At 68.5% G+C, this 25,407-nt stretch carries 19 protein-coding genes, 3 rRNA genes and 1 pseudogene; 15 read left to right on the forward strand and 8 right to left on the reverse strand.

The features are described 5' to 3' along the window. The first annotated feature begins 2 nt into the window (after window positions 1-2). The 3 genes from AC1DDU_RS14230 to AC1DDU_RS14240 all read left to right on the forward strand — a co-directional run bounded on the left by AC1DDU_RS14230 (window position 3) and on the right by AC1DDU_RS14240 (window position 3,309). A complete protein-coding gene (locus AC1DDU_RS14230; RefSeq protein ID WP_477435183.1) occupies window positions 3-1,118 on the forward strand; it encodes a heparan-alpha-glucosaminide N-acetyltransferase domain-containing protein in 1,116 nt (371 codons plus the stop codon). Window positions 1,119-1,178: 60 nt separating this feature from the next. After that, the gene (gene argH, locus AC1DDU_RS14235) at window positions 1,179-2,609 is read left to right on the forward strand and encodes an argininosuccinate lyase (RefSeq protein ID WP_477435185.1); all 1,431 of its coding nucleotides are present in this window, start codon (window positions 1,179-1,181) and stop codon (window positions 2,607-2,609) included. 64 nt (window positions 2,610-2,673) lie between these two features. Then, entirely contained in the window at window positions 2,674-3,309 is a 636-nt protein-coding gene (locus AC1DDU_RS14240; protein ID WP_477435187.1) for a SatD family protein, read from the forward strand. Between the two features lie 3 nt (window positions 3,310-3,312). Here the strand turns inward: AC1DDU_RS14240 and AC1DDU_RS14245 are convergent, their stop codons facing one another. After that, window positions 3,313-3,906: a hypothetical protein gene (locus AC1DDU_RS14245; protein ID WP_477435189.1), complete on the reverse strand. Its 594-nt coding sequence runs from the start codon at window positions 3,904-3,906 to the stop codon at window positions 3,313-3,315. A gap of 136 nt (window positions 3,907-4,042) precedes the next feature. Here AC1DDU_RS14245 and tyrS point away from each other — a divergent pair, with 136 nt between their 5' ends. From tyrS to AC1DDU_RS14285, 8 genes and pseudogenes are all read left to right on the forward strand, one after another. Next, window positions 4,043-5,344, forward strand: a complete 1,302-nt coding sequence (gene tyrS, locus AC1DDU_RS14250) for a tyrosine--tRNA ligase (protein WP_477435191.1) — start codon at window positions 4,043-4,045, stop codon at window positions 5,342-5,344. 43 nt (window positions 5,345-5,387) lie between these two features. Next, window positions 5,388-6,203, forward strand: coding sequence for a DUF4184 family protein (locus AC1DDU_RS14255; protein ID WP_477435193.1), 816 nt, complete (start codon window positions 5,388-5,390; stop codon window positions 6,201-6,203). Between the two features lie 377 nt (window positions 6,204-6,580). Further along, a 16S ribosomal RNA gene (locus AC1DDU_RS14260) occupies window positions 6,581-8,100 on the forward strand. Between the two features lie 425 nt (window positions 8,101-8,525). Next, window positions 8,526-11,460, forward strand: a 23S ribosomal RNA gene (locus AC1DDU_RS14265). A gap of 24 nt (window positions 11,461-11,484) precedes the next feature. Beyond that, window positions 11,485-11,601, forward strand: a 5S ribosomal RNA gene (gene rrf, locus AC1DDU_RS14270). Together the 16S, 23S and 5S rRNA genes form the textbook arrangement of a ribosomal RNA operon. A gap of 51 nt (window positions 11,602-11,652) precedes the next feature. Further along, window positions 11,653-12,603: pseudogene (dapE, locus tag AC1DDU_RS14275) on the forward strand (succinyl-diaminopimelate desuccinylase); the annotation flags it as partial. 26 nt (window positions 12,604-12,629) lie between these two features. After that, a complete protein-coding gene (locus AC1DDU_RS14280; RefSeq protein ID WP_477435195.1) occupies window positions 12,630-13,808 on the forward strand; it encodes a hypothetical protein in 1,179 nt (392 codons plus the stop codon). Window positions 13,809-13,902: 94 nt separating this feature from the next. Next, the gene (locus AC1DDU_RS14285; protein ID WP_019179788.1) at window positions 13,903-14,076 is read left to right on the forward strand and encodes a DUF3117 domain-containing protein; all 174 of its coding nucleotides are present in this window, start codon (window positions 13,903-13,905) and stop codon (window positions 14,074-14,076) included. Window positions 14,077-14,137: 61 nt separating this feature from the next. Here AC1DDU_RS14285 and AC1DDU_RS14290 read toward each other — a convergent pair whose 3' ends face one another. Next, complete coding sequence (locus AC1DDU_RS14290) at window positions 14,138-14,773, reverse strand: O-methyltransferase (RefSeq protein ID WP_477435197.1); 636 nt, start codon at window positions 14,771-14,773, stop codon at window positions 14,138-14,140. A 73-nt stretch (window positions 14,774-14,846) separates the two neighbouring features. Between AC1DDU_RS14290 and AC1DDU_RS14295 the strand changes: the two genes are divergently transcribed. Then, window positions 14,847-15,233: a twin-arginine translocase TatA/TatE family subunit gene (locus tag AC1DDU_RS14295; RefSeq protein WP_477435199.1), complete on the forward strand. Its 387-nt coding sequence runs from the start codon at window positions 14,847-14,849 to the stop codon at window positions 15,231-15,233. Window positions 15,234-15,236: 3 nt separating this feature from the next. Here the strand turns inward: AC1DDU_RS14295 and AC1DDU_RS14300 are convergent, their stop codons facing one another. Genes AC1DDU_RS14300 through AC1DDU_RS14310 form a run of 3 tightly spaced genes read right to left on the reverse strand, consistent with a single transcriptional unit; the run spans window position 15,237 to window position 18,210 of the window. Next, the gene (locus AC1DDU_RS14300; protein WP_477435201.1) at window positions 15,237-16,388 is read right to left on the reverse strand and encodes an Mrp/NBP35 family ATP-binding protein; all 1,152 of its coding nucleotides are present in this window, start codon (window positions 16,386-16,388) and stop codon (window positions 15,237-15,239) included. Continuing rightward, on the reverse strand, window positions 16,385-16,909 hold the full coding sequence (locus AC1DDU_RS14305; RefSeq protein ID WP_477435203.1) for a DUF1003 domain-containing protein: 525 nt from the start codon (window positions 16,907-16,909) through the stop codon (window positions 16,385-16,387). The genes AC1DDU_RS14300 and AC1DDU_RS14305 overlap by 4 nt, the downstream gene beginning before the upstream one ends. Then, window positions 16,909-18,210 (reverse strand): magnesium transporter MgtE N-terminal domain-containing protein, encoded by a 1,302-nt coding sequence (locus AC1DDU_RS14310; protein WP_477435205.1) that lies wholly within the window; start codon window positions 18,208-18,210, stop codon window positions 16,909-16,911. The genes AC1DDU_RS14305 and AC1DDU_RS14310 overlap by 1 nt, the downstream gene beginning before the upstream one ends. 40 nt (window positions 18,211-18,250) lie before the next feature. Between AC1DDU_RS14310 and AC1DDU_RS14315 the strand changes: the two genes are divergently transcribed. Both AC1DDU_RS14315 and AC1DDU_RS14320 read left to right on the forward strand, forming a co-directional pair. Further along, window positions 18,251-18,994, forward strand: coding sequence for a YflT domain-containing protein (locus AC1DDU_RS14315; protein WP_477435207.1), 744 nt, complete (start codon window positions 18,251-18,253; stop codon window positions 18,992-18,994). Further along, window positions 18,991-19,686 (forward strand): alpha/beta hydrolase family protein, encoded by a 696-nt coding sequence (locus AC1DDU_RS14320; RefSeq protein ID WP_477435209.1) that lies wholly within the window; start codon window positions 18,991-18,993, stop codon window positions 19,684-19,686. Before AC1DDU_RS14315 ends, AC1DDU_RS14320 begins: the two co-directional genes overlap by 4 nt. On the opposite strand, the gene AC1DDU_RS14325 is transcribed toward AC1DDU_RS14320, so the two are convergent. After that, window positions 19,662-20,867: a citrate/2-methylcitrate synthase gene (locus tag AC1DDU_RS14325; protein ID WP_477435211.1), complete on the reverse strand. Its 1,206-nt coding sequence runs from the start codon at window positions 20,865-20,867 to the stop codon at window positions 19,662-19,664. The genes AC1DDU_RS14320 and AC1DDU_RS14325 overlap by 25 nt on opposite strands. Window positions 20,868-20,965: 98 nt before the next feature. On the opposite strand from AC1DDU_RS14325, the gene AC1DDU_RS14330 reads away from it, so the two are divergent. Further along, complete coding sequence (locus tag AC1DDU_RS14330; protein WP_477435213.1) at window positions 20,966-22,120, forward strand: citrate/2-methylcitrate synthase; 1,155 nt, start codon at window positions 20,966-20,968, stop codon at window positions 22,118-22,120. Between the two features lie 4 nt (window positions 22,121-22,124). On the opposite strand, the gene AC1DDU_RS14335 is transcribed toward AC1DDU_RS14330, so the two are convergent. Further along, a complete protein-coding gene (locus AC1DDU_RS14335; RefSeq protein WP_477436839.1) occupies window positions 22,125-23,924 on the reverse strand; it encodes a gamma-glutamyltransferase family protein in 1,800 nt (599 codons plus the stop codon). A 5-nt stretch (window positions 23,925-23,929) separates the two neighbouring features. Next, on the reverse strand, window positions 23,930-25,360 hold the full coding sequence (locus AC1DDU_RS14340; protein WP_477435215.1) for an aminopeptidase P family protein: 1,431 nt from the start codon (window positions 25,358-25,360) through the stop codon (window positions 23,930-23,932). Between the last annotated feature and the right edge of the window lie 47 nt (window positions 25,361-25,407).

A 25,407-nucleotide genomic window follows, 5' to 3' on the forward strand; every position in this document is an offset into this window, starting at 1 on the left:
CGGTGAACTGGCTCGCGTCGCGATGGGAGCGCCTGAACGGCCCCGTCCGCATCGGCGGGGTCGACCTCGCCCGCGGACTCGCGGTGCTCGGGATGTTCGCGGCGCATCTGCTGTGGATCACCGAGCCGTTCGACTGGGCCGACCCGGGAACGTGGGTCGCCGTGGTCGAGGGGCGCTCGTCCATCCTGTTCGCGACGCTCGCGGGCGTTTCGATCGGTCTAGTGACGGGCGGGAGATCACCCCTTCCCGCCCCGCGCATGTCGACGGCGCGTCGACGGCTGGCGGTGCGGGCGGGGCTGCTGTGGGTGCTCGGCATCCTGCTGATCGCGACCGGGGTGCCGGTATACGTGATCCTGCCCGCGTACGCGGTGATGTTCCTGCTCGCGCTGCCGCTCACCTCTCTCCCGGCGGGCGTCCTGCTGCCGCTGGCCGCGGTGCTGGCGGTCGTGATGCCCTTCGTGCAGGTGCTCCTGGACGCACTGCCGTGGTGGAGCACACCGCTCGGCGACGGCGTCTCGCTCGCGCTGGGATGGCATTACCCGTTCACGACGTGGATCGCGTTCGTGGTCGCCGGGCTCGGCGTCGCCCGGGCGGGCATCACGCGGCTGCGGGTGCAGGTGTGGCTCGTGGCCGCCGGCGGCGTCCTCGCGGTGATCGCCTACGGAGCGGATGCCGCGACGGGCGCCGACCGTGCCGCGGAGTCCGTCTCGTTCGTCGGAGCGCTGTGGACCGCGCGGCCGCACTCCACGGGCCTGCTCGAGGTCGTCGGGACGGGAGGGTTCGCCCTCGCCGTGCTCGGCGCGTGCCTGCTGGCCTGCCGTACGGCGCTGCGATGGGTCGTGCTGCCGCTGCGAGCCGTCGGTGCGATGCCGCTGACCGCCTACACGCTGCAGCTCACGGTGTGGGCGGGCATCGCGGCATCCGTACTGGACCGCGTCGGCGACCTCGCGGGCTTCCGGGAGCTTGAGCCGTTCTGGCCGCTGACGATCGGCACGATCGTCCTGTGCACGGCGTGGGCGCTGCTGGTCGGACGCGGCCCGCTCGAGGGGGCGTTCGACGCCGCGGCGCGGTTCGCCGTGCCGGCGCGCACGGCGGACGCCCGCCCCGCGATCGGGTGACGCGCCGACGCCGCCGTCATGGCGGCGGTGGCCGCCGCGGCGCGTCGGTAGGCTGGTCGGGTGAGTGATTCGAAGGGCGACGGCACCAACGAGGGCGCGCTGTGGGGCGCCCGTTTCGCGACGGGACCGTCACCCGAGCTGGCGGAGCTCAGCCGGTCGACGCATTTCGACTGGGACCTCGCGCTCTACGACATCGCAGGCTCGCACGCGCACGCGAAGGCGCTCGCCGCGGCGGGGTACCTGACCGGCGACGAGGAGCGCGCGATGCATGACGGGCTCGACGAGCTCGCGCGAGGCGTGGCGGACGGCACCCTCCGGCCGGCGGCATCCGACGAAGACGTGCACGGCGCGCTCGAGCAGGCGCTGATCGGCGTCGTCGGCGCCGAGCTCGGCGGCAAGCTGCGCGCCGGACGCAGCCGCAACGACCAGATCGCGACGCTGGTGCGGATGTACCTGCTCGACCACTCGCGCACGATCGCCCGCGAGATCCTCCGCCTGGTCGACGCGCTGGTTGCGCAGGCCGAAGCGCATCCCGACGCGATCATGCCGGGCCGTACGCACTTGCAGCACGCGCAGCCCGTGCTCCTGGCGCACCACCTGCAGGCGCACGCCTGGCCGCTCGTGCGCGACCTCGAACGTCTGCGCGACTGGTCCGCCCGGGCCTCGGTGTCGCCCTACGGCGGCGGCGCCCTCGCCGGATCGACGCTGGGGCTCGACCCGCAGCTGGTGGCGCGAGAGCTCGGCCTCGCCCGTCCGGCGGAGAACTCGCTCGACGGCACGGCCTCCCGCGATGTCGTCGCCGAGTTCGCGTTCGTCACCGCCATGATCGGCGTCGACGTGTCGCGCTTCGCCGAGGAGATCATCCTCTGGAATACGCGCGAGTTCGGATTCGTGACCCTCGACGACGGGTACTCGACCGGCTCGAGCATCATGCCGCAGAAGAAGAATCCCGACATCGCCGAGCTCGCGCGCGGCAAGGCCGGCCGCCTGATCGGCAACCTCACCGGGCTGCTGGCGACGCTCAAGGCGCTTCCGCTCGCGTACAACCGCGACCTGCAGGAGGACAAGGAGCCGGTCTTCGACGCCGTGCGCACCCTCGAGACGCTGCTTCCCGCCTTCGCAGGCATGGTCGCCACGATGCGCTTCCACACAGACCGCATGGCCGCGCTCGCGCCGCAGGGATTCTCGCTGGCCACCGACGTCGCCGAGTGGCTGGTCAAGCGCGGGGTGCCGTTCCGGGACGCGCACGAGATCTCGGGCCACCTGGTGCGGGTGTGCGAGGAGAACGGTCTCGAACTGCACGAGGTCACCGACGAGCAGTTGCAGGCCGTGTCCGCGCATCTCACGCCGGATGTGCGCGAGGTGCTGAGCGTCGAGGGATCGGTCGCCAGCCGCACCGGCGCCGGAGGGACGGCGCCCGTCCGCGTCGCGGAGCAGCGTGGCGAGCTGATCGAGCGCGTCCAGGCGGTCGCGCACCAGCTGGGACTGTGACTGATCGATCGAGAAGATCAGTATTTCACTGATATCTCTGCAATATCAGTGATACTCTGATCGCATGCCCGTCGCCGTGACCGTCGACATCGTCGGCTCGCGTCGCCTGCCCGACCGCGACGCGGCCCAGCGGGTGCTGGATGACGCCATCGCACGTGTCGAGCGCGACCTGCCGGTCGCCGAGACCTCGCTGCACCCCACTGTCGGCGACGAACTGCAGGGCGTCTATCCGACGCTCGACGCGGCGTCGGCGACCACGCTGCTGCTGCAGCTCGCGCTGCCCGACGCCGTCCAGTGCCGATTCGGCCTGGGCATCGGGGCGACGGGCGTGGTGCAGTCGACGGCCGGCGGCATCCCCGACGGTCCGGGCTGGTGGGCTGCGCGCGCCGCGATCGAGCACGTGCACGCGCTGCAGCAGCGGACGGTTCCCAGCTCGCGCACGTGGGTGGTCGCCCACGAAGGGGAGGCGGATGCCGCGCACGCCGCCGCCCGCGGCGCCAACGCCTACCTGCTGGCGCGCGATCAGGTGGTCGGTGCGATGTCGGAGCGCGTGCGCCGTCTGACATACGGCCGCTGCTTCGGCGCGACGCAGCGGGTGCTCGCGCAGCAGGAGGGCATCACGCAGTCCGCTGTCTCGCAGCTGCTGGCGGCCTCTGGCGCGGCGGCGGTGGTGGAGGGCTTCCGGCTGCTCGAGCCCTGAGACTCAGAAGATCGCCAACCGGACGAGCCCCCCGACGACCGCGGCCCACAGCAGGCTCGCCAGGGTGCCGATGATGAACCGCTCGCGCGCCTCGGCTTCGGCCAGCTCTGAGAATCGACCGATGCCCTTGACGGCGACCACCACGGCGATCGCCTCGGGATAGCCCGCGATGATCGAGATCACCACCGCGATCCGCTCGAGGTATCCGATCACCGTTCCGCCGCGCAGCAGCGTGCGGGTCTCGGCATCCCCGGAGTCGTCGGAATCGGTCACGGCGACGACGATGCCGCCGTCAGCGGTCTCGTGTACTCGGCCCCCCGTGGCGACCTCCAGTACACGTCGGGTGACCGGGTTGCCGCCGAGCACGCCGACGGCGATGCCCAGCAGTGAGAGCACGAGTCCGATCAGCACGGGGATGTTCACCGGCGCGATCGCGACGACGACGAGACCGAGCGCCACGAGGGAGCCTGCGATCACCAGGGGCACGGTGGCCGGGCGGCGCAGGCTCACCACGATCACCACGAGAGCCCCGCACAGCACGAGGAACAGGAAGATCGACAGCATCGCGACGAGGATCGCGTCGGAGATCACCGGCATGCGCGAAAGTCTGGCATGCGCAGGGCGCGCATCGACGGCGACGGGCCGCGGCATCCTTTCCAGCCTGCGGCGGACGCGAGCCGCGCAGAGTCTGTGGCGGCGGGGCGGACCGTCCCGCGCTGATAGCCTGGCTCGCGTGTCAGAAACCGTCGTGAGCGCGACCGCGCCCGCGATCGACCCCACGTTCGAGAACGTGTGGGACGAGATCGTGTGGCGTGGGCTCGTGCATGTGTCCACCGATCAGGAGGCGCTGCGCGCCCTTCTCGCCGGGGATCCGATCACGTATTACTGCGGCTTCGACCCGACCGCGCCGAGTCTGCACCTCGGCAACCTCGTGCAGCTGCTGCTCATGCGCCGCCTGCAGCTGGCCGGTCACAACCCGCTCGGTCTCGTCGGCGGCTCGACCGGTCTCATCGGCGACCCGCGTCCGTCGGCCGAGCGCACGCTGAACACCAAGGAGACCGTCGGCGAATGGGTCGGCTACCTGCGCTCGCAGGTGGAGCGCTTCCTGAGCTTCGAGGGCGACAACGCCGCGCGCATGGTGAACAACCTCGACTGGACCGCGCCCATGAGCGCGATCGACTTCCTGCGTGAGATCGGCAAGCACTACCGCGTGGGCACCATGCTCAAGAAGGACGCGGTGGCGGCGCGGCTGAACTCCGAGGCCGGCATCAGCTACACCGAGTTCAGCTACCAGATCCTGCAGGGCATGGACTACCTGGAGCTCCACCGCCAGTACGGCTGCGTGCTGCAGACCGGCGGCAGCGACCAGTGGGGCAACCTCACCAGCGGGACGGATCTCATCCACCGCGTCGAGGGCGTCTCGGTGCACGCGATCGGCACGCCGCTGATCACCAACAGCGACGGCACCAAGTTCGGCAAGAGCGAGGGCAACGCGATCTGGCTCGACGCCGCGATGTGCAGCCCGTACCGGATGTACCAGTTCTGGCTCAACACCGACGACGCGGACGTGATCCAGCGTCTGAAGATCTTCACGTTCCTCACCCGCGCCGAGATCGAGGAGTACGAGCGCCTGGTCGCCGACGAGCCGTTCCGCCGCGCCGCCCAGAAGCGTCTGGCCCTCGAGGTCACCGCGTTCGTGCACGGGACGGATGCCGCCGCCGCGGTGATCGCGGCATCCGAGGCCCTCTTCGGGCAAGGCGACCTCGCCACGCTCGACGCGACCACGCTGCGTCATGCTCTCGAGGAGCTGCCCAACGCATCCGTCGCCGGCGGGACCCCTGTCGTGCAGGCGCTCGTCGAGACCGGACTGGTCTCGAGCCTGTCCGAGGGCCGTCGCGCGATCGCCCAGGGCGGTGTGTCGCTGGACGGCGTGAAGGTCGACGACGACGCCACGGTCGTGTCGGGGACCCTTCCCGGCGGCGTGTCGGTGCTCCGGCGCGGCAAGAAGACGCTCGCGGGTGTGTTCGTCGGCTGAATCGCAGCAGTGATCAACGCGACCACGGTGGGGGAGTGACGGGATGCCGTTCACACCGAGCCACGCCGTGGTCGCGTTGCCGTTCGTCCGGACTCCATTGATCCCCGCGGCGATCGCCGTGGGCGCGATGACCCCGGATCTGCCGCTGTTCGTGCGTGGTCTGCCGTTGCACTACGGAGTGACGCACTCGTTCGCGTGGCTCCCTGTGACGATGGTGATCGCGCTCGCCCTGCTGGTCGTGTGGCGCAGCGTGCTGCGACCGGCGGCGCGTGAGCTGTCGCCGCGATGGCTCGCGGGCCGGTTGCCGGGGGAGTGGGATGCCGGCGCGCTCCCCGCGTTGCGCGAGACCTTCGCCGGCGGCTCGGGTGCTGCGGCGCGCGTGTCGTGGGTCGGGATGCTGCTGCTCGTGCTCTCGCTCGCCATCGGTGTGGCCAGCCACATCGTGTGGGATCTGTTCACACACGAAGGACGATGGGGCTCGACCGTGATCCCGCTGCTCGACGCCGAGTGGGGACCGCTCCCGGGGTTCAAGTGGCTCCAGCACGGCTCGAGCGTGGTCGGCCTTGCGATCATCGTCGTCTGGATGCTGCGGTGGCTCGTCCGGCGACCGTCGGAGGCATCCGTCTCGCGCGTGCTTTCGAACAGGGTGCGTTGGGTGTGGTGGCTCTCGCTGCCCGTCGTCCTGGTGGCGGCGTGGGTGTGGGGTCTTGGCGTGTTCGGTCCGCTGGACGACGAGTTCACCGTCGCCCACCTCGCCTACCGGGTGCTCCCGCCGGCGTGCGCGGTGTGGGCCGCTCTCACCCTCGTGCTGTGCGTCGTCGTGCAGGTGGCGCGCCGCCGTGCGTCCGTCGTGCGCTGACCGCCGCGCGGACGCCTGCTTCCGCGCAATTCCGGGCGTCGGGGTAGCGACACGCCCGGGGTGCGCGGTGGATTCGACGGAGCGGTCGGATCGGCGTAATGTATTTGAAGTTCGCCCCAAAGGGTAGAGCGGAAGACCGGAAGGTCTGGCTCCCCTCAAGCAGTGAACAGGCCCATCACACCGAGATCCGCCATGCGGCTCGGGAGCGGTGGGTATCTTGCTCGGAGGGTTCCGGTCGATTTGACGGGAACTTGACGGCGAGGTAAGATAGTGAAGTTGCCCAGCCGGGGTAGCGGGTCGTGAGATTCGTTGCGGGTTGGTGCGTCCGATCTTTGAGAACTCAACAGCGTGCACTTGTCAAATGCCAAATTTATTTCTCTGTCGACCAGTTTTGCTGGTTGGTGGGGGTCTTTTTTGGATCAATTCATGGATGTCAGTTTGATATTCGTTTTTGGTCATGGTTGAACTTAGTGGCGAACGGGTGAGTAACACGTGAGCAACCTGCCCTGGACTCTGGGATAAGCGCTGGAAACGGCGTCTAATACTGGATATGAGCTTTCACCGCATGGTGGGGGTTGGAAAGATTTTTCGGTCTGGGATGGGCTCGCGGCCTATCAGCTTGTTGGTGAGGTAATGGCTCACCAAGGCGTCGACGGGTAGCCGGCCTGAGAGGGTGACCGGCCACACTGGGACTGAGACACGGCCCAGACTCCTACGGGAGGCAGCAGTGGGGAATATTGCACAATGGGCGGAAGCCTGATGCAGCAACGCCGCGTGAGGGATGACGGCCTTCGGGTTGTAAACCTCTTTTAGCAAGGAAGAAGCGAAAGTGACGGTACTTGCAGAAAAAGCGCCGGCTAACTACGTGCCAGCAGCCGCGGTAATACGTAGGGCGCAAGCGTTATCCGGAATTATTGGGCGTAAAGAGCTCGTAGGCGGTTTGTCGCGTCTGCTGTGAAATCCCGAGGCTCAACCTCGGGCCTGCAGTGGGTACGGGCAGACTAGAGTGCGGTAGGGGAGATTGGAATTCCTGGTGTAGCGGTGGAATGCGCAGATATCAGGAGGAACACCGATGGCGAAGGCAGATCTCTGGGCCGTAACTGACGCTGAGGAGCGAAAGGGTGGGGAGCAAACAGGCTTAGATACCCTGGTAGTCCACCCCGTAAACGTTGGGAACTAGTTGTGGGGTCCTTTCCACGGATTCCGTGACGCAGCTAACGCATTAAGTTCCCCGCCTGGGGAGTACGGCCGCAAGGCTAAAACTCAAAGGAATTGACGGGGACCCGCACAAGCGGCGGAGCATGCGGATTAATTCGATGCAACGCGAAGAACCTTACCAAGGCTTGACATACACGAGAACACCCTAGAAATAGGGGACTCTTTGGACACTCGTGAACAGGTGGTGCATGGTTGTCGTCAGCTCGTGTCGTGAGATGTTGGGTTAAGTCCCGCAACGAGCGCAACCCTCGTTCTATGTTGCCAGCACGTAATGGTGGGAACTCATGGGATACTGCCGGGGTCAACTCGGAGGAAGGTGGGGATGACGTCAAATCATCATGCCCCTTATGTCTTGGGCTTCACGCATGCTACAATGGCCGGTACAAAGGGCTGCAATACCGTGAGGTGGAGCGAATCCCAAAAAGCCGGTCCCAGTTCGGATTGAGGTCTGCAACTCGACCTCATGAAGTCGGAGTCGCTAGTAATCGCAGATCAGCAACGCTGCGGTGAATACGTTCCCGGGTCTTGTACACACCGCCCGTCAAGTCATGAAAGTCGGTAACACCTGAAGCCGGTGGCCTAACCCTTGTGGAGGGAGCTGTCGAAGGTGGGATCGGTAATTAGGACTAAGTCGTAACAAGGTAGCCGTACCGGAAGGTGCGGCTGGATCACCTCCTTTCTAAGGAGCACCTCGACCCTTCGGGGTCGTAGGAACCTCAGCAGAGCGAACGTCTCTGCGGGGGCTCGTGGGTGGAACATTTGACATGGCATCAGCGCGGCTGATTCCTGCTAGTACGCCACATCCTTCGGGGTGGGGTTGGAAGGTGGGGGTCGGGGAGCGGGGTGCCTGCACGCTGTTGGGTCCTGAGGGACCGGACGCTGCTCTTCGGAGTGGTGTGCAACTCTCTGGGCCTCCTGATTGTCGGCTGTGGTCGACGTGGTCGGGGGGTGCCGCCCGTACTTTGAGAACTACACAGTGGACGCGAGCATCTTCAAGATGACCCTTCGGGGTTGTTTTGTGTAGATGATCTTAAAGATCATTAGTCAATTTTTCTGCGCCGGGCCCTTTGGGGTCTGGTGTCGATTCTTGATGAACTCATGTGATTTCAAGTCTTTAAGAGCAAACGGTGGATGCCTTGGCATCTGGAGCCGAAGAAGGACGTAGCAATCTGCGATAAGCCTCGGGGAACTGATAAGCAAGTTTTGATCCGAGGGTGTCCGAATGGGGAAACCCCGCTGGGCGGCGTGCCGACCTAGTGACTCCCGCCTGAATATATAGGGCGGGTAGAGGGAACGTGGGGAAGTGAAACATCTCAGTACCCACAGGAAGAGAAAACAACCGTGATTCCGTGAGTAGTGGCGAGCGAAATCGGATCAGGCTAAACCTCATGTGTGTGATATCCGGCAGGAGTTGCATGTGGGGGGTTGCGGGACTTTCCGGACCATTCTGCCGAGTGGTCGACGTGACAGAAGCGTATAGACGAACCGTCTTGAAAGGCGGGCCAGAGTGGGTGCCAGCCCCGTAGTCGAAATGCGTGTTCTGACGTGGAGAGTATCCCAAGTAGCACGGGGCCCGAGAAATCCCGTGTGAATCTGTCAGGACCACCTGATAAGCCTAAATACTCCCAGATGACCGATAGCGGACAAGTACCGTGAGGGAAAGGTGAAAAGTACCCCGGGAGGGGAGTGAAATAGTACCTGAAACCGTTTGCTTACAAACCGTTGGAGCACCCCTGGTAGGTGTGACAGCGTGCCTTTTGAAGAATGAGCCTGCGAGTTAGCGATATGTGGCGAGGTTAACCCGGGTGGGGTAGCCGTAGCGAAAGCGAGTCTGAATAGGGCGATTCAGTCGCATGTCCTAGACCCGAAGCGAAGTGATCTATCCATGGCCAGGCTGAAGCGACGGTAAGACGTCGTGGAGGGCCGAACCCACTTAGGTTGAAAACTGAGGGGATGAGCTGTGGATAGGGGTGAAAGGCCAATCAAACTTCGTGATAGCTGGTTCTCTCCGAAATGCATTTAGGTGCAGCGTTGCGTGTTTCTTGCCGGAGGTAGAGCTACTGGATGGCCGATGGGCCCTACAAGGTTACTGACGTCAGCCAAACTCCGAATGCCGGTAAGTGAGAGCGCAGCAGTGAGACTGTGGGGGATAAGCTTCATAGTCGAGAGGGAAACAACCCAGACCACCATCTAAGGTCCCTAAGCGCGTGCTAAGTGGGAAAGGATGTGGAGTTGCTTAGACAACCAGGAGGTTGGCTTAGAAGCAGCCACCCTTGAAAGAGTGCGTAATAGCTCACTGGTCAAGTGATTCCGCGCCGACAATGTAACGGGGCTCAAGCACGCCACCGAAGTTGTGGCATTGACATTATTGGTAGGCCTTCGTGGTCCAGCCGTGTTGATGGGTAGGAGAGCGTCGTGTGGCGAGTGAAGCGGCGGGGTGACCCAGCCGTGGACGCTACACGAGTGAGAATGCAGGCATGAGTAGCGAAAGACGTGTGAGAAACACGTCCTCCGAAAGACCAAGGGTTCCAGGGTCAAGCTAATCTTCCCTGGGTAAGTCGGGACCTAAGGCGAGGCCGACAGGCGTAGTCGATGGACAACGGGTTGATATTCCCGTACCGGCGAAGAACCGCCCAAACTAACCCAGTAGTGCTAAGTATCTGAATCCCCATGACCGGAGCCTTCGGGCGATGGCGTGGGGCCTAGCGTACGACCCCATGCTGGTGCGGTTAGCGTATTAACAGGTGTGACGCAGGAAGGTAGCCCAACCCGGGCGATGGTTGTCCCGGGGCAAGTGCGTAGGCCGAGTCGTAGGCAAATCCGCGACTCATACAGGCTGAGACACGATGCGGATGAAAAGTGGGTGATCCTATGCTGCCAAGAAAAGCATCGACGCGAGGTTCTAGCCGCCCGTACCCCAAACCGACTCAGGTGGTCAGGTAGAGAATACCAAGGAGATCGAGAGAATCGTGGTTAAGGAACTCGGCAAAATGCCCCCGTAACTTCGGGAGAAGGGGGGCCATCCACTTATACGGACTTGCTCCGAAAAGGGTGTGGTGGCCGCAGAGACTAGTGGGTAGCGACTGTTTACTAAAAACACAGGTCCGTGCCAAGTCGCAAGACGATGTATACGGACTGACGCCTGCCCGGTGCTGGAAGGTTAAGAGGACCGGTTAGCCGCAAGGCGAAGCTGAGAATTTAAGCCCCAGTAAACGGCGGTGGTAACTATAACCATCCTAAGGTAGCGAAATTCCTTGTCGGGTAAGTTCCGACCTGCACGAATGGCGTAACGACTTCCCAACTGTCTCAACCGCGAACTCGGCGAAATTGCATTACGAGTAAAGATGCTCGTTACGCGCAGCAGGACGGAAAGACCCCGTGACCTTTACTACAGCTTGGTATTGGTGTTCGGTGTGGCTTGTGTAGGATAGGTGGGAGACTGTGAAGCGGATACGCCAGTATTCGTGGAGTCGTTGTTGAAATACCACTCTGGTCACTCTGGATATCTAACTTCGAACCGTAATCCGGTTCAGGGACAGTGCCTGGTGGGTAGTTTAACTGGGGCGGTTGCCTCCCAAAAAGTAACGGAGGCGCCCAAAGGTTCCCTCAACCTGGTTGGCAATCAGGTGGCGAGTGTAAGTGCACAAGGGAGCTTGACTGTGAGACTGACAGGTCGAGCAGGGACGAAAGTCGGGACTAGTGATCCGGCAGTGGCTTGTGGAAGCGCTGTCGCTCAACGGATAAAAGGTACCTCGGGGATAACAGGCTGATCTTGCCCAAGAGTCCATATCGACGGCATGGTTTGGCACCTCGATGTCGGCTCGTCGCATCCTGGGGCTGGAGTAGGTCCCAAGGGTTGGGCTGTTCGCCCATTAAAGACTACTGGGTTGATAGGCCAGATGTGGAAGCACAGCAATGTGTGCAGCTGACTGGTACTAATAAGCCGATGACTTGATAACACACCGTTCCATGGTGCTTGCGTCCACTGAGTGGTTCCCGATGTACGGTCGGGAACACAACAACATATCGACTTGAGTTGTGCAGACTGAAACATCAAAAGAGTTTCGGCGGCCATAGCGAGAGGGAAACGCCCGGTCACATTCCGAACCCGGAAGCTAAGCCTCTCAGCGCCGATGGTACTGCAGGGGGGACCCTGTGGGAGAGTAGGACACCGCCGGACACCCATTACACGGAATGGCCACCCAACGCAGGGTGGCCATTCCGCGTTAACAACCTCGATCTGTACCGCGACGGCGACACGATCGTGGCGCGGACGAATCTCGGCCGCTCCCAGCGCGTCGTGATCGCCGGTCATATCGATACTGTGCCCATCAACGGCAACGTCCCGACCAGGGACGTCTCGATCGACGGCGAGCCCTTCATCTGGGGCCGCGGCACGGTCGACATGAAGGCCGGTGTCGCGGTCCAGCTGAAGCTGGCCGCCGAGCTCGTCGCCCCCCGCGCCGACATCACGTGGATGTGGTACGACCATGAGGAAGTCGACGCCGACCTCAACGGCCTGACGCGCCTCTCTCGGACGCGGCCGGACCTGTTCGCCGGCGACTTCGCGATCCTCGGCGAGCCGTCGGGCGGCGAGGTCGAGGGCGGCTGCAACGGCAACCTGCGCGCGCTGGTGCGCACGCACGGCGTGCGCGCACACAGCGCCAGGGCCTGGATCGGTGAGAACGCGATCCACAAGGCGGCGCCGATCCTCGAGCGTCTCGCGGCCTACGAACCGCAGAGCGTCCCGGTGGAGGGCCTCGTCTACCGAGAGGGCCTCAACGCCGTCCGGATCCGGGGCGGCGTCGCCGGCAACGTGATCCCCGACCTGTGCGAGGTCGAGGTCAACTATCGCTTCGCGCCGAGCCGTGACCTCGCCGAGGCGGAGGCGCACGTGCGCGAGGTGTTCTCGGGGTTCGAGGTGGACGTCGTCGACGCCGCAGCCGGCGCACGCCCTGGGCTGGACGCGCCGCTGGCACAGGAGTTCCTGTCGGCTGTGGGCGCGGAGCCCCGGCCCAAGTACGGCTGGACGGATGTCGCCCGCTTCAGCGCGCTCGGCGTGCCCGCCGTCAACTACGGTCCTGGTGACCCGCACCTGGCCCATCATGACGAGGAGCGCGTGGCGATCGCGCAGATCGAGGCGGTCGAGCAGGGCCTGCGCGCGTGGCTGGCGACCAGCTGACGGCGCCGCCCCGAGCACGGGCGTCGGTGGGACGCACCGCTCTGCGGATCGCGGTCATCTACGTCGCCGCACGTCTGGTCACGACGCTGTTCCTCCTGCTCGCGTCGGAGTTGAGCGGATTCGGCTCGCGGATGGGACCGGATGCCGGCCTGATGGACGTCGTCGTGGCGTGGGACGGCGCCTGGTACTGGCTGATCGGCTACTCCGGGTACCCGCCGGAGCTTCCGCTCTCCGACACCGGTCAGGTGGTCGAGAACGCCTGGGCCTTCCTGCCGATCTACCCGTACCTCGTCCAGTGGATCTCGCTGCCTTTCGGCCACTGGGGGAGCGGCGCGCTCATCGTCTCGCTGGTCGCCGGGTACGGGGCATCCTTCGTCCTCTTCCAGCTGCTGCGCACGCGGCTCGACGAGTCCGCGGCGACGTGGGCGGTGGTGTTCTTCGCCAGTGGTCCGCTCGCCGCGCTCTTCCACATCGGCTACGCCGAGTCGCTGAACCTCTTCTGGCTGTTCTGCGCGCTGTGGTGCGTCGTGCGCCGTCGATACGTGTGGCTCTACGCGCTCATCCCGCTGATGGCCTTCACGCGTCCGGGCGTGCTCGCGTTCGCGTTGTTCCTCGCGCTCTTCGGCATCTGGCGCTGGGTCACGAGGTCGCGCGAGCCGCTGCGTGCGCCGGAGATCGCCCACATCATCGCGCTGGGGCTGCTCGCCGCCGTCGCAGGCTTCGCGTGGCAGGTGATCGCAGGGGCGGTCACGGGCGTACCCGACGCGTACCTGGCGACCGAGCTCGCCTGGCGGCGGAACTGGATCGCCGGGGACGCCAGCTTCTTCCCCTTCGAGGCATTCGTGTCGGGGATCGACTTCTGGTTCGGGACGATGTGGCATCTGCCGCCGGTGGTCGGCTACGTGGCCGTGGGCGCCGGGGTGCTGCTCATCGGTGCCGGGCTGGTGTTCCTGCCCGCGGTGCGCCGGCTCGGGATGGAGATCCGGCTGTGGAGCGCGAGCTACCTCGTCTACCTGCTGCTGGTGTTCTTCCCGCAGTCGAGCATCTTCCGGCTCCTCGTCCCGCTCTCGCCGCTGTGGGGAGCCGTCGCCGTGCCCCGCTCCCGGGGATGGCGGATCGGTGTGCTCGTGGCATGCCTCATCGGCCAGTGGTGGTGGATCTACAACATGTACGCGTTGGGGAACACCGCCTGGCAGGTGCCGTGACCGGACGCCGTGATCCGCTTTCCCCAGGCTGCGCCCGGCGTCGGCGGCCTCACGATAAACTGTAAATGCAGACCATCGATGAAAAGGAGCCGCAATGGCAGCCATGAAGCCGAGAACCGGAGACGGGCCGATGGAGGCCGTGAAGGAGGGTCGACTGATCATCGTTCGCGTGCCGCTCGAGGGCGGCGGGCGCCTCGTCGTCTCTGTGAACGACGCTGAGGCCAAGGAGCTCTACGACGTTCTGGGTGGCGTCGTCAACGCCGCGTAGACGCAGCATTGCGCGAACGGCCGGTCCGGAAGGACCGGCCGTTCGCGTTCGCGTACCTGCTTCAGGATGCCGCGACAGTGGTCAGCTGCAGGAGCCCCTCGCCCGTGATCGACAGCGCGCCGATCACGGCCGGCGAAGCCTGCGTCTCCTGGATGAGAGAACGGAACGCGGTCGTCACCGGGTCGCGTCGCACCGGATCGGCGACGGCGCCGCCGGCCAGCACGCGGGGGACCAGGACGGTGCCGCCCGCACGCACCAGGCGCAGCCCGTGCTCGACGTATTCGATGACGCCCTCTGGATCGGCGTCGACGAGCACGATGTCGTATGACGCCTCGTTCATGCGCGGCAGCACCTCCGATGCACGCCCGGTGATGAAACGGGCCCGGGCGGGCGGGATCCGCGCGTCGGCGAACGCCTGCCGAGCGGCGCCGAGGTGCTCGGGCTCCTTGTCGATCGTGGTGAGGGTCGCGCGCGGCGAGCCGTGGAGCAGCCACAGCCCCGAGACACCCGCGCCGGTGCCGATCTCGACGATGTTCAGCGCCTGCGATGCTGCGGCGATGACGGCGCACTGCGCGCCGACGGCCGGGCTGACCGGCGCGGCGCCGAGCTCGAGTGCGTGCGCACGGGCACGGGCGATGTGCTCCGGCTCATTCGTGGCCTCGTCGACGAACCGCTGGTTCGCGTTCTGCTCTCCCATCCGAAACCCTCCGTCCGCCAGCCTACGCGGCCCCGCGGCACCGGCCGCACAGGCGCGGCGGTAACCTGAATGCATGATCTTCGGCCTCACGATCGAGAAGCTTCTGCTGATCGGACTCGTCGCCGCACTCATCCTCGGACCCGAGCGCCTGCCGCGCTATGCGGAGTCGCTGGCCGGATTGACCAAGCGGGCACGGGAGTGGGTGACGACGGCGAAGACGCGCGTGCGCGACGAGATGGGCGAAGACTTCGACGACGTCGATTGGCGCACGCTCGACCCGCGGCAGTACGACCCGCGCCGCATCATCCGCGAGGCTCTGCTCGACGACGCCCCCGTCGCGAGCATCGCGGCGGCACGACCGGCGACGGCGACGGCACCGACGCCGTCCACGGCCCCGGTGAGCTCGCCGTTTCGCGGCCCGACCGACGGCCCGCCGCCCTACGACACCGAGGCGACCTGAGTCTCAGCGCGGGCGGAACGGGAGCGACCGGCCCGACAGGCCGCGTGGCGTACCCGCGAGCGTCGTCGCGACGTCCGCGATCGCGCGAGCCGCAGGATCGTCGGGATGAGCCAGGACGGCGGGGATGCCGGCATCCGCATCCGTCCGCAGCGTCGGGCTGAGCGGCACCGAGGCCAGCAGCGGCACCTCGGTGTCGTCGTCAGACAGGGCCGCGGCGACGGCGGCGCCGCCCCCCGACCCGAACAGGTCGAGCGTCGTGCCGTCGGGAAGGGTCATCGCGGCCATGTTCTCGATCACGCCGATGACGCGCTGCCCGGTCTGCCGCGCGACGTGTCCGCTCCGGACGGCGACATCGGATGCGGCCGCCTGCGGCGTCGTGACGACGAGCACCTCGGCGTTGGGGAGCAGCTGCCCGACCGTGATCGCGACGTCGCCCGTGCCGGGCGGCATGTCGAGCAGCAGCACGTCGAGGTCGCCGAAGTACACGTCGGTGAGGAACTGCTGCACCGTGCGGTGCAGCATCGGGCCCCGCCACGCGACGGCGCCGACGGGTGCATCGCCGTCGCCGCGGCGCAGGAACATGCCGATCGAGATGACCTTCACCCCGTGGGCCACGGGCGGAAGCATGAGGTCGTCGACGCGGGTCGGCTGAGGTGCGGCGCCGTCGGGCCCGACCAGGCCGAGCTGGCCGGGGATCGAGAACCCGTGCACGTCGGCGTCGATGAGGCCGACGGCGAGCCCGCGCGCCGCGAGGGCGACCGCGAGGTTGGCGGTCACCGTCGACTTGCCGACGCCGCCCTTGCCGCTGGTGACGGCGATGACGCGCGTGAGCGTGCCCGGGCCGAACGGCATCTCGCGGCTGCGCCCGCCCCGCAGCCGCTCGGTGAGCGCGTGCCGCTCGGCCGGCGTCATGACGCCCACCTCGAGCGCGACCTCGGCGATCCCCGGAACGGATGCCGCGGCCGCACGCACGTCGGCGGCGATGCGATCCGCGGCCGGGCAGCCGACGATCGTCAGCGCGATCCGCACGTTCGCCACACCGTCGTCCACTGTGATGTCGCGCACCATGTCGAGCTCGCCGATCGGGCGGCGCAGTTCCGGGTCGGAGACGGCGGCGACGGCGGTGCGGACGGCGTCCGCGCTGGTGGACGTCATCGCGCGGCGCCGTCCTCGAGCTCGGTGGTGTCGAGCTTGTCGAGGAGCATGCGCAGCTCGGCACGCAGCACATCGCGCGTCACGACCTGCTCGGCGAAGTCGTTGACCGCCATCCGCAGCGCGACCACTTCGCGCGCGAGGTACTCGGTGTCGGCCAGATTGCGCTCGGCGCGCTGCCGGTCCTGCTCGATCTGCACGCGGTCGCGGTCGTCCTGCCGGTTCTGCGCCAACAGGATGAGGGGCGCGGCGTACGAGGCCTGCAGCGAGAGGATGAGCGTCAACAGCGTGAAGTTCGTCGCCGCGGGGTCGAACTGCAGCTGCGGCGGCATGAAGATGTTCCACGTCAGCCATACGGCGACGAAGATCGTCATGCCGATCAGGAACCCGGAGGTGCCCATCGCGCGGGCGAAGGCCTCGGAGAAGCGCCCGAACCGGTCACTGGACTGCTGCGGCGTGCGCTGCAGCATGCCTCCGCGGCCGCGAGGCGCATCGAGCGACGGCTGGCGGGTGGAGCGGGCCATCAGCGCCTCCTCGGAATGCTCGCGGTCGTGGTCGGGACGGGTTCGGATGCCGGGCGTTCACCCTCCTCGGCATCGTGGGATCTCCAGTCTTCGGGGAGGAGGTAGTCGAGCACGTCATCGACGCTCACGGCGCCGACGAGGCGGTGAGCCGGGTCGACGACCGGAAGCGAGACGAGGTTGTACGACGCGAGCAGACGCGCCACCTCGGCGGCCGACGCCGTCGCCGGCACCGGGTCGAGCGTGTCGTCGATGATCGCGCCGAGCCGCTCGTGCGGCGGGTAGCGCAGCATCCGCTGGAAGTGCACCGTCCCCAGCAGGCGCCCGGTCGGGGTCTCGTACGGGGGCAGCGTCACGAAGACCGCCGCGGCGAGGGCGGGGTGCAGCTCATGACGGCGGATGAGGGCGAGCGCCTCGGCGATCGTGGCGTCCGCGGACAGCACGATGGGCTCGCTCGTCATGAGGCCGCCCGCCGTGTCGGGGCCGTACTTCAGGAGGGCGCGGACGTCCTCGGCCTCTTCGGGCTCCATCAGCTCGAGGAGCTCCTCGCGCTGGTCCTCCGGCAGCTGCCCGAGCACGTCGGCGGCGTCGTCCGGCTCCATCGCGTCGAGGATGTCGGCGGCGCGCTCGTCGTCGAGGGCCTCGAGGATGTGCACCTGCTCGTCCTCGGGCATCTCCTCGAGGGCGTCGGCGAGCCGGTCGTCGGGGAGCTCCTCGACGACCTCGAGCAGACGGTCCTCGGGGAGGTCCAGGAGCGTGTTCGCGAGATCGGCCGGGCGCAGCTCGGAGTAGGTGGCGACCAGCTGCTCGGCCGACTGCGCCTCGCCGGGTGCCTGGCTCTCGCGCACGGCATCCCAGTTGGCGAACGTCGTCGGACCCTTCGCGAAGGGCGATGCGCTCGTCTTGGGCTTGCGCAGGAAGAGCTGTCCGACATCCCATTCGCCCAGGCGGTTGCGCTCGATCGCGACGTCCTCGATGACGGCCGTGCCCGAGCCGTCGGCGAAGAACACCTTGCGGCCGAGCATCTCGGCCATCACTCGCACCTCGCCGCCGCGCTGCTGGAAGCGGCGCACGTTGATGAGGCCGGTGGTGATCACCTGGCCGGTGGCGATCGAGGTGACGCGTCCGATCGACACGAACACGTGGCGACGGCCGGGGATCTCGACGACGAGGCCGATCACGCGAGGGGGATCGTCTTTGCGGTAGATGACGACGACGTCGCGGACCTTGCCGAGACGGTCGCCGGCGGGGTCGAAGACCGAGCACCCGGAAAGGCGCGCGACGAAAACCCTCTGCGTGCTCACACGTCCCAGCGTAGTCCGCGCGCCGTGGGAGGATGGGGAGATGACCATGATGGGAGGGCGTGCCCCGCAGGGCTCGGATGCCGTCGGTCAGACGGTCGCGAGCTTCCCCACGTACGAGGCGGCCCAGAAGGCGGTGTCGTCGCTGATCGCGGCCGACATCCCCGCGCGCGACATCGCGATCGTCGGCCAGGGGCTGCGCTCGATCGAGCGCATCACGGGACGACTCGGCTACGCCTCCGCGGCGCGGTCGGGCGCCGTGAACGGACTGCTGCTGGGACTGCTGTTCTCGGCGATCCTCGTGATCGGCTCTCCGTCGGTGCCGATCCAGGCCTTCGTCGGCGTCCTTTTCGTGGGCATCGCGATCGGGATGCTGCTGAGCATCGTGGCGTACTCGTTCGTGCGTCGGCGTCGTGACTACGCCTCGGTGATGCAAGTGGTCGCCGACCACTACGAGGTCACCGTGACAGACTCCAGCGTCGGACGCGCCCGCCAGGTCCTCGGACCGCAGTCGTCGGTGAGCCCGGCGACGCCGGCGCCGGCGCCTGCTGCCGCCGTTCCCGCGCCGACGCCCGATCCCGCCGCCGAACCGCCGAAGTACGGGGAGCGCGTGGTGCCGCCGGCGGACGCCGTGCCCGACGCGACGCCGGAGACCGAGCAGGACCAGCCCGCCGCTGCCGGCGGGACCGACGCGGTGCCGGACGACGACGACGCTCCCGCCTCGGTCGACACGCCCGCCGCGGTCGCGCCGGAGGAGTTCGGATCCGAACGAGGCGATCGCGCGTGAGCCCTGACGGGGATCCCGCGCGGATCGCCGTCTCGCTCCCGAGCGGTGCGGTCGAGGTGTCGGCCGACTTCGTGGCCCCCGAAGCCCCGTGGGCCTTCGCCGCCGTCGCGCACGGAGCGGGCGCCGGGTACCGGCATCCGTTCCTCCTCGGGTTCGCGCAGGCGCTGGCACGCGAGGGGGTCGCGACACTGCGCTTCAACTTCCCTTACGCCGACGCCGGACGACGGATGCCGGGGCCTGCGGCGCACGCCGTCGCGACCTGGGCGGCGGTCCACGCCGACCTCGTGGCGCGCGCGGGAACGGCGCCCGTCTTCGCGATGGGCAAGTCGTACGGCGGGCGCATGGCGTCGATGGCCGCCGCTGAGGGCGCGATGGACCCGGCCGCGCTGGTGTACCTCGGTTATCCGCTGCACCCGCCCGGCCGCCCCGACAAGCCGCGGACGGCGCACCTGCCGGACGTGCCGCAGCCGCAGCTGTTCGTCGAGGGGACGAACGACCCGTTCGTCGACCCCCACGAGCAGCTCGAAGCGGCCGTCGCGTCCTGTCGGACGGCGGAGATCTCATGGATCGACGGCGGCGGCCATTCGTTCGAGGTCAAGGGTCGCAAGCGCGCGGCGGCCGAGATCGGCGCCGACCTCGCCCCGCTGGTCGCCGGCTGGCTGCGCGCTCACTCGGCGGCAGGACCCACGTAGCGGCCGTTCGGGCGCAGCCGCATCGGACGCTCGGCGTACTCGTCGATCGCGTGTGCGATCCAGCCTCCGATGCGCCCGATCGCGAAGACGACCGCGCCCGCGTCGTCGGGCATCCCTGCCCACCGTGTGAGCGCCGCGAGAGCCAGGTCGAGGTTGGGGCGTGTGTCCGCACGCCGGGCCACCTCCGCGGCCACCGCGTCGACGGCGTTGAGCACGTCGGCGCTGCCCGGCGTCTCGCGCAGCAGATCCAGGAGGACCCGTGCGCGCACGTCGCCGTCGGCGTACAGCGGCTGGCCGAAGCCGGGGATGCCGCGTCCGCCGTCGCGGATCGCCTGCGCGATCGCCGCCGACGGCGCCGTGCCCTCCAGGACGTGCTGCAGCATGCGCGCCGCCGCGCGGCTCGCGGTTCCGTGAAGCGGTGCGTCGAACGCACCCAGCGCGGCGGTCACCACGGCGTACCCGGTGGCGCGGGCCGAAGCGGCCACACGGGCGGCGAGCGTGGACACCGCGAGGTCGTGGTCGATGACGAGGACGAGCGCCGCGTCGAGCAGGCGCACGCCGTCGGGCCGGGCGTCACCCCCGAGCGCCCGCCACAGAGTCGCGGCGACGGAGTCCGGCGGCATTCCGGGGGCGGCGAGGGCCGCAGGAAGCCCGGTCACCAGGCGCGCTCCGACGCGCGGGAGCTGCTCGGGCGCAGGGTCGTCCCGCAGCGGGTCGGTCGCCGCGAACGCGGTGACGGCGACCTGGAGGCGATCCAGTGGCGTGGCTGCGGCGCCGAGCGCGCCGACGGTGCGCCGTGCGACCGCGAGGTCGTCGGGCTCGGGAGACCGCAGCGACGGGATGTCCCACAGCCACGTCAGCACCTCCTCGAACGACTGCTCGCGCGCGAGGCGCGCTGCGGACCGCTCCCGGTAGTAGAGCTCGTCGTCGTCGACGTGTGCGAGCGCCGTGTCGAGCACCATGAGCGGGGTGCCGGGTGCGGCCGCGGCGGCGGCGCCGGGGCCGGGGCTGCGTCGACGCCGCTGGGCGAACGCCTCGACTTCGAGGGGATCGAACGTCGAGCCGGCCGCGTCGCGCTCGCGGGAGAGCAGGCCGCGCGAGACGTACGCGTAGAGCGACTCCGGTTTGATGCCGAGCCGGGCGGCCGTCTGGGCAGCGGTGAGGCGAGGCAGATCGTCCATGATATTGATCCGATCAAGATTGACGAACGCATGATCAAGTTCTCACACTGACTGTAGCGAGATCGCCTCAGCGGCGCTCGGAGAAAGCGGAGGACGACATGAGCACCACGACATCGCAGGTCCCGGCGGACGCACCGCGAGGCCTCGCCGGCGTGATCGTCGCCGACACCGAGGTCAGCGACGTGCGCGGTGCCGAAGGCTTCTACCAGTACCGCGACCGTCCCGCCATCGCGCTGGCGGAGTCGGCGACCTTCGAGGAGGCATGGCAGCTGCTCGTGACGGGGGAGGCGCCCCTGAGCGCCGCCGCCGCTGCGACGTTCGCAGCAAGAGTCGCCGACACCGCCAGGGGCCAGCGCGCCGACATCGCGCTCGTGGCCGATGCGGTCACCGGTGTCGCCCCTGACGTGCTCGCCGGGCTCGCAGCGTCGTGGCCGCTGCTGGCCGCGCGTCGCGGCATCCGTCCGCTGTACGACCTCGATGAACAGGAGCGCCTCGCCGACGCGATCGCGCTGGCGGCGTCGACGCCGGTCATCGTCGGCGCGCTGTGGCGTCGGGGCCATGGCGAGCAGGATCTGGCGCCGCTCGAGGGCCGCGGCCTCGTTGCGAACTACCTGCACCAGGTGACCGGAACGATCCCCGATCACGACACCGAGCGCGCGCTCACCGCCTATCTCATCGCCGTGATGGACCACGGCTTCAACGCCTCCACCTTCACGGCGAGGGTGATCGCCTCCACCGGCGCCGACGTCGCCGCGTGCCTCGTCGGAGCCCTCGGGGCGCTCACGGGCCCGCTGCACGGCGGCGCCCCGTCACGGGCGTTGGACGGACTCGACGCGGTGGGCACGCCCGATCGCATCGACGAGTGGATCGCCGGCGAGCTCGCCGCGGGGCGTCGGCTGATGGGCTTCGGGCACGCGGTGTACCGTACCGCGGATCCGCGCGCGGAGCTGATGAAGCGCGTCGCACTGCGCCGCGGCGGTGCGCGCGTCGAGCTCGCGCGGCGGTTCGAGGCATCCGCCGAGCGGCAGCTCGCCGCGGCGAAGCCCGGGCGCGACCTCCACGCGAACGTGGAGTTCTGGGCGGCGATCGTGATGGAGCAGTGCGGCGTGCCGCGGACGCTGTTCACGCCGACGTTCGCCGTCGCGCGCACGATCGGATGGACGGCGCACATCCTGGAGCAGGCGCGCGACCCCAAGATCATCCGTCCTTCGGCGCGCTACGTCGGCGCGCCCATCCAGGTGCCCACCGCGTAGAGGCTCAGCGCCCCGCGGCGTAGCCCTGCATGCCCCGCGGGTTCGCCGCGCTCCACAGCACGCCGGTCGCGGCATCCTTCCCGACCGCCGATACGCGGCCCAGCGTCCAGTCGCCGGCGCGCGTGACCACGTGACCGCGTCGCGCGAGGCCCTCGATCACTCCGTCGCCGAGGCGGTCCTCGACGACGGCGCCCGCGGGCGTCCACGTGCGCGGCCAGAACGACTCCGGCAGCGACGAGGTGTGCAGCGCGGGCGCGTCGATCGCCTGCTGCGGTGTGTAGCCGCCCACGATGATGCGCAGCAGGGCGAGGAGCTGCCACTGGTCCTGCTGATCGCCACCGGGGGAGCCGATCGCGAACTCCGGCGCGCCGGCGCGGAGCACCAGCGTCGGCGTGAGGGTCGTGCGCGGACGCCTGCCGGGGACGAGCGAGGACGGATGCCCCGGCTCGAGCCACGTCATCTGCAGGCGCGTGCCGAGGCAGAACCCGAGGGCGGGGATCGTGGGCGAGGACTGCAGCCAGCCGCCGGACGGCGTCGCCGAGACGATGTTGCCCCAGCGGTCGATCACGTCGAGGTGGCACGTGTCGCCACGGGTCTCGCCGGTCTTGGCGACCGTGGGCTCGCCGGTGCCGACCGCGGGCGCGTCGTAGGTCGTACGCAGCGGCGGCCGGAACGCCACGCCGCCCGACGGCGTGCCCGGCCGGAACTCGGCGGACGCCGTGGCGGAGATGAGGGCACGACGCTCGTCGAGGTAGTCGGCGGCCAGCAGCGCGTCGAGGTCGACGTCGTCGTCGCCGAACCACGCGTCGCGGTCGGCGTAGGCGAGCTTCTGCGCCTCGAGGATCGTGTGGGCGCCGGCCTCCTGCGACGGGTCGAGCAGGTCGTCGGCGAGGGGCTCGAGCATTCCGAGCGTCTGCAGCAGCGCGGGACCCTGCGTCCAGGCGCCCGCCTTGGCGATCGTGCGGCCGCGGAACTCGCGCGACACCGGAGCCTCGTAGCCGGCCTCGAACGCGGCGAAGTCGTCGGGTGTGATCACGGCCGCATGCACGCCGCCGCCGGAGTGGCGATGCGGCTGCGCGAGGAAGGCGGATGCCTCGTGCGCGACGATCCCGGTGCGCCACTCGGCACGAGCGGCGTCGATGCGCGCGGCGCGCCCCACCGGCCCGTCGTCGCGCACCGTGCACGAGGCGTGGACGAGTCCGTCGAGCACCGAGGCGTACGCCGGGTTGCGCACGACCTCACCGGCCGCCGGCGGTGCGCCGTCCGGCATCCACAGCGCCGCCGACGTCGTCCAGTCGTCGCGGAACAGCGCGGCGACACGGGCGATGGTCGCGGCGGCGCCCGCCACGAGCGGATGCCCGTCGCGTGCGTAGCCGATGGCGTACGCCAGCACGTCCTCCAGCTCCCACGTCCCGTGGTCGCGCAGCAGCAGCAGCCACGCGTCCACGGCGCCGGGGACCGCCGCCGCGAGGCCGCCCGCGCCGGGGACGAGGTCGAGGCCCTCGGCGCGGTAGTGCTCGATCGACGCGCCCGCCGGCGCCGGCCCCTGGCCCATGAGGACCGTCGGGGTCGCGGCATCGGCCGGCTGGAAGATCCCGACGAGATCGCCGCCCGGGCCGTTCAGGTGCGGCTCGACCACGTGCAGCACGAACGCCGCCGCGACGGACGCGTCGAACGCGTTGCCGCCCCGCTCGAGCACCGCCTGCGCGGTCGCCGTCGCGAGCCAGTGGGTCGATGCCGACATGCCGAACGTGCCGGTCAGCGTCGGGCGCGTCGTGAACGACGACGGGGCCGTGTACGTCACCGTGGTCAGCGCCGGCCGCGAGCGATCCACGCCTCGACGTCGTCCGCGGTGCGCGGGATCGCCGCGGACAGGTTGACCGGGCCGTCGGCGGTCATCAGGATGTCGTCCTCGATGCGCACGCCGATGCCGCGGTACTCCTCGGGAACGGTGATGTCGTCGATCTGGAAGTAGAGGCCGGGCTCGATCGTGAAGACCATGCCGGGTTCCAGCGCGCCGTCGTAGTACATGTCGCGGCGGGCCTGCGCGCAGTCGTGCACGTCGATGCCGAGGTGGTGGCTCGTGCCGTGCACCATGTACCGGCGGTGGTGGCCGCCGTTGTCGGCGTCGAGCGCCTCCGCGGCGGTCACCGGCAGGAGGCCCCATTCGGCCACGCGCGTCGCGATGACCTGCATCGCGGCCTCGTGGACCGACCGGAACTTCACACCCGGCTTCGCGGCGGCGAACGCGGCGTCGGCGGCCTCGCGGACGGTCTCGTACACCTTGCGCTGGATGTCGGTGAAGCGGCCGCTGACCGGCAGCGTACGGGTGATGTCTGCGGTGTAGAGGCTGTCGACCTCGACGCCGGCGTCGATGAGGATCAGGTCGCCCGGCACCACGGCGCCGTCGTTGCGCGTCCAGTGCAGGTAGCAGGCGTGAGGGCCGGATGCCGCGATCGTGTCGTAGCCGACCGTGTTGCCGTCGCTGCGCGCCCGCCGGTGGAACACGCCCTCGACGATGCGCTCGCCGCGGGGGTGCTCGACGATCGCGGGCAGGTTCGCCACGATGTCGTCGAAGCCGTCGGCGGTGACCTGCACGGCGAGCTCCATCTGCCCGACCTCGTAGGCGTCCTTGACGAGTCGCAGCTCCGAGACGAAGCGGGTGAGGTCCTCGTCCTCGTCGAGCACGACATCGCCCTCGCCCTGCTCGAAGTCGTCGATGTGGGCGGTGGCGACCCCCAGGTCGGCCGCGACGCCTGCCAGCGCGGGCCGGGGGCCGATCCAGAACTCGCCGATCGAGGCATCCGAGTAGAACTCGCTCGTGGTGCGGTCGGCGCGCTCGCGGAAGTACAGCGCGACGTCGTGGCCGCCGTCCGGGAGCGGCTCGAACACGAGCACGGCGCCCGGCTCGGCGTCAGAGGCCCACCCGGTCAGGTGGGAGAAGGCGGAATGGGCGCGGAAGGCGTAGTCGGTGTCGTTGCTGCGCTGCTTGAGCTCGCCTGCCGGCACGACCAGGCGCTTGCCGGGGAACGCGGCCGACACGGCGTCGCGGCGAGCGGCCGCGAAGGGCGCCTGCGCGCGCGCCGGGGGCGTGTGTTCGGGCCGCTCGGCCCACCCCTTCGAGATGGTGTCGAGGAATCCCTGCCCGTAGGGCTGGCGACGGTTGGTGCTGGTCGAGGGCTTCTCGGTCTCGGCGGTGCTCGTGGCGCCGGCGGACGTCTCGTTGGCTGCGCTGCTCATGCGTCCAGTCTCCCACGCACCGACGACGCCGAGACCTGCTCGGCCGG

Source organism: Microbacterium sp. 05T445 (assembly GCF_056395865.1).

What these genes read in the sequence shown, in the direction of transcription:
- AC1DDU_RS14325 (WP_477435211.1), bottom strand. Translation starts at nt 20,867, where the DNA reads ATGGACGATCTGCCTCGCCTCACCGCTGCCCAGACGGCCGCCCGGCTC.
- AC1DDU_RS14255 (WP_477435193.1), top strand. Translation starts at nt 5,388, where the DNA reads ATGCCGTTCACACCGAGCCACGCCGTGGTCGCGTTGCCGTTCGTCCGG.
- AC1DDU_RS14300 (WP_477435201.1), bottom strand. Translation starts at nt 16,388, where the DNA reads ATGACGTCCACCAGCGCGGACGCCGTCCGCACCGCCGTCGCCGCCGTC.
- AC1DDU_RS14340 (WP_477435215.1), bottom strand. Translation starts at nt 25,360, where the DNA reads ATGAGCAGCGCAGCCAACGAGACGTCCGCCGGCGCCACGAGCACCGCC.
- AC1DDU_RS14285 (WP_019179788.1), top strand. Translation starts at nt 13,903, where the DNA reads ATGGCAGCCATGAAGCCGAGAACCGGAGACGGGCCGATGGAGGCCGTG.
- AC1DDU_RS14240 (WP_477435187.1), top strand. Translation starts at nt 2,674, where the DNA reads ATGCCCGTCGCCGTGACCGTCGACATCGTCGGCTCGCGTCGCCTGCCC.
- AC1DDU_RS14245 (WP_477435189.1), bottom strand. Translation starts at nt 3,906, where the DNA reads ATGCCGGTGATCTCCGACGCGATCCTCGTCGCGATGCTGTCGATCTTC.
- AC1DDU_RS14295 (WP_477435199.1), top strand. Translation starts at nt 14,847, where the DNA reads ATGATCTTCGGCCTCACGATCGAGAAGCTTCTGCTGATCGGACTCGTC.
- AC1DDU_RS14290 (WP_477435197.1), bottom strand. Translation starts at nt 14,773, where the DNA reads ATGGGAGAGCAGAACGCGAACCAGCGGTTCGTCGACGAGGCCACGAAT.
- AC1DDU_RS14305 (WP_477435203.1), bottom strand. Translation starts at nt 16,909, where the DNA reads ATGGCCCGCTCCACCCGCCAGCCGTCGCTCGATGCGCCTCGCGGCCGC.
- AC1DDU_RS14330 (WP_477435213.1), top strand. Translation starts at nt 20,966, where the DNA reads ATGAGCACCACGACATCGCAGGTCCCGGCGGACGCACCGCGAGGCCTC.
- AC1DDU_RS14315 (WP_477435207.1), top strand. Translation starts at nt 18,251, where the DNA reads ATGACCATGATGGGAGGGCGTGCCCCGCAGGGCTCGGATGCCGTCGGT.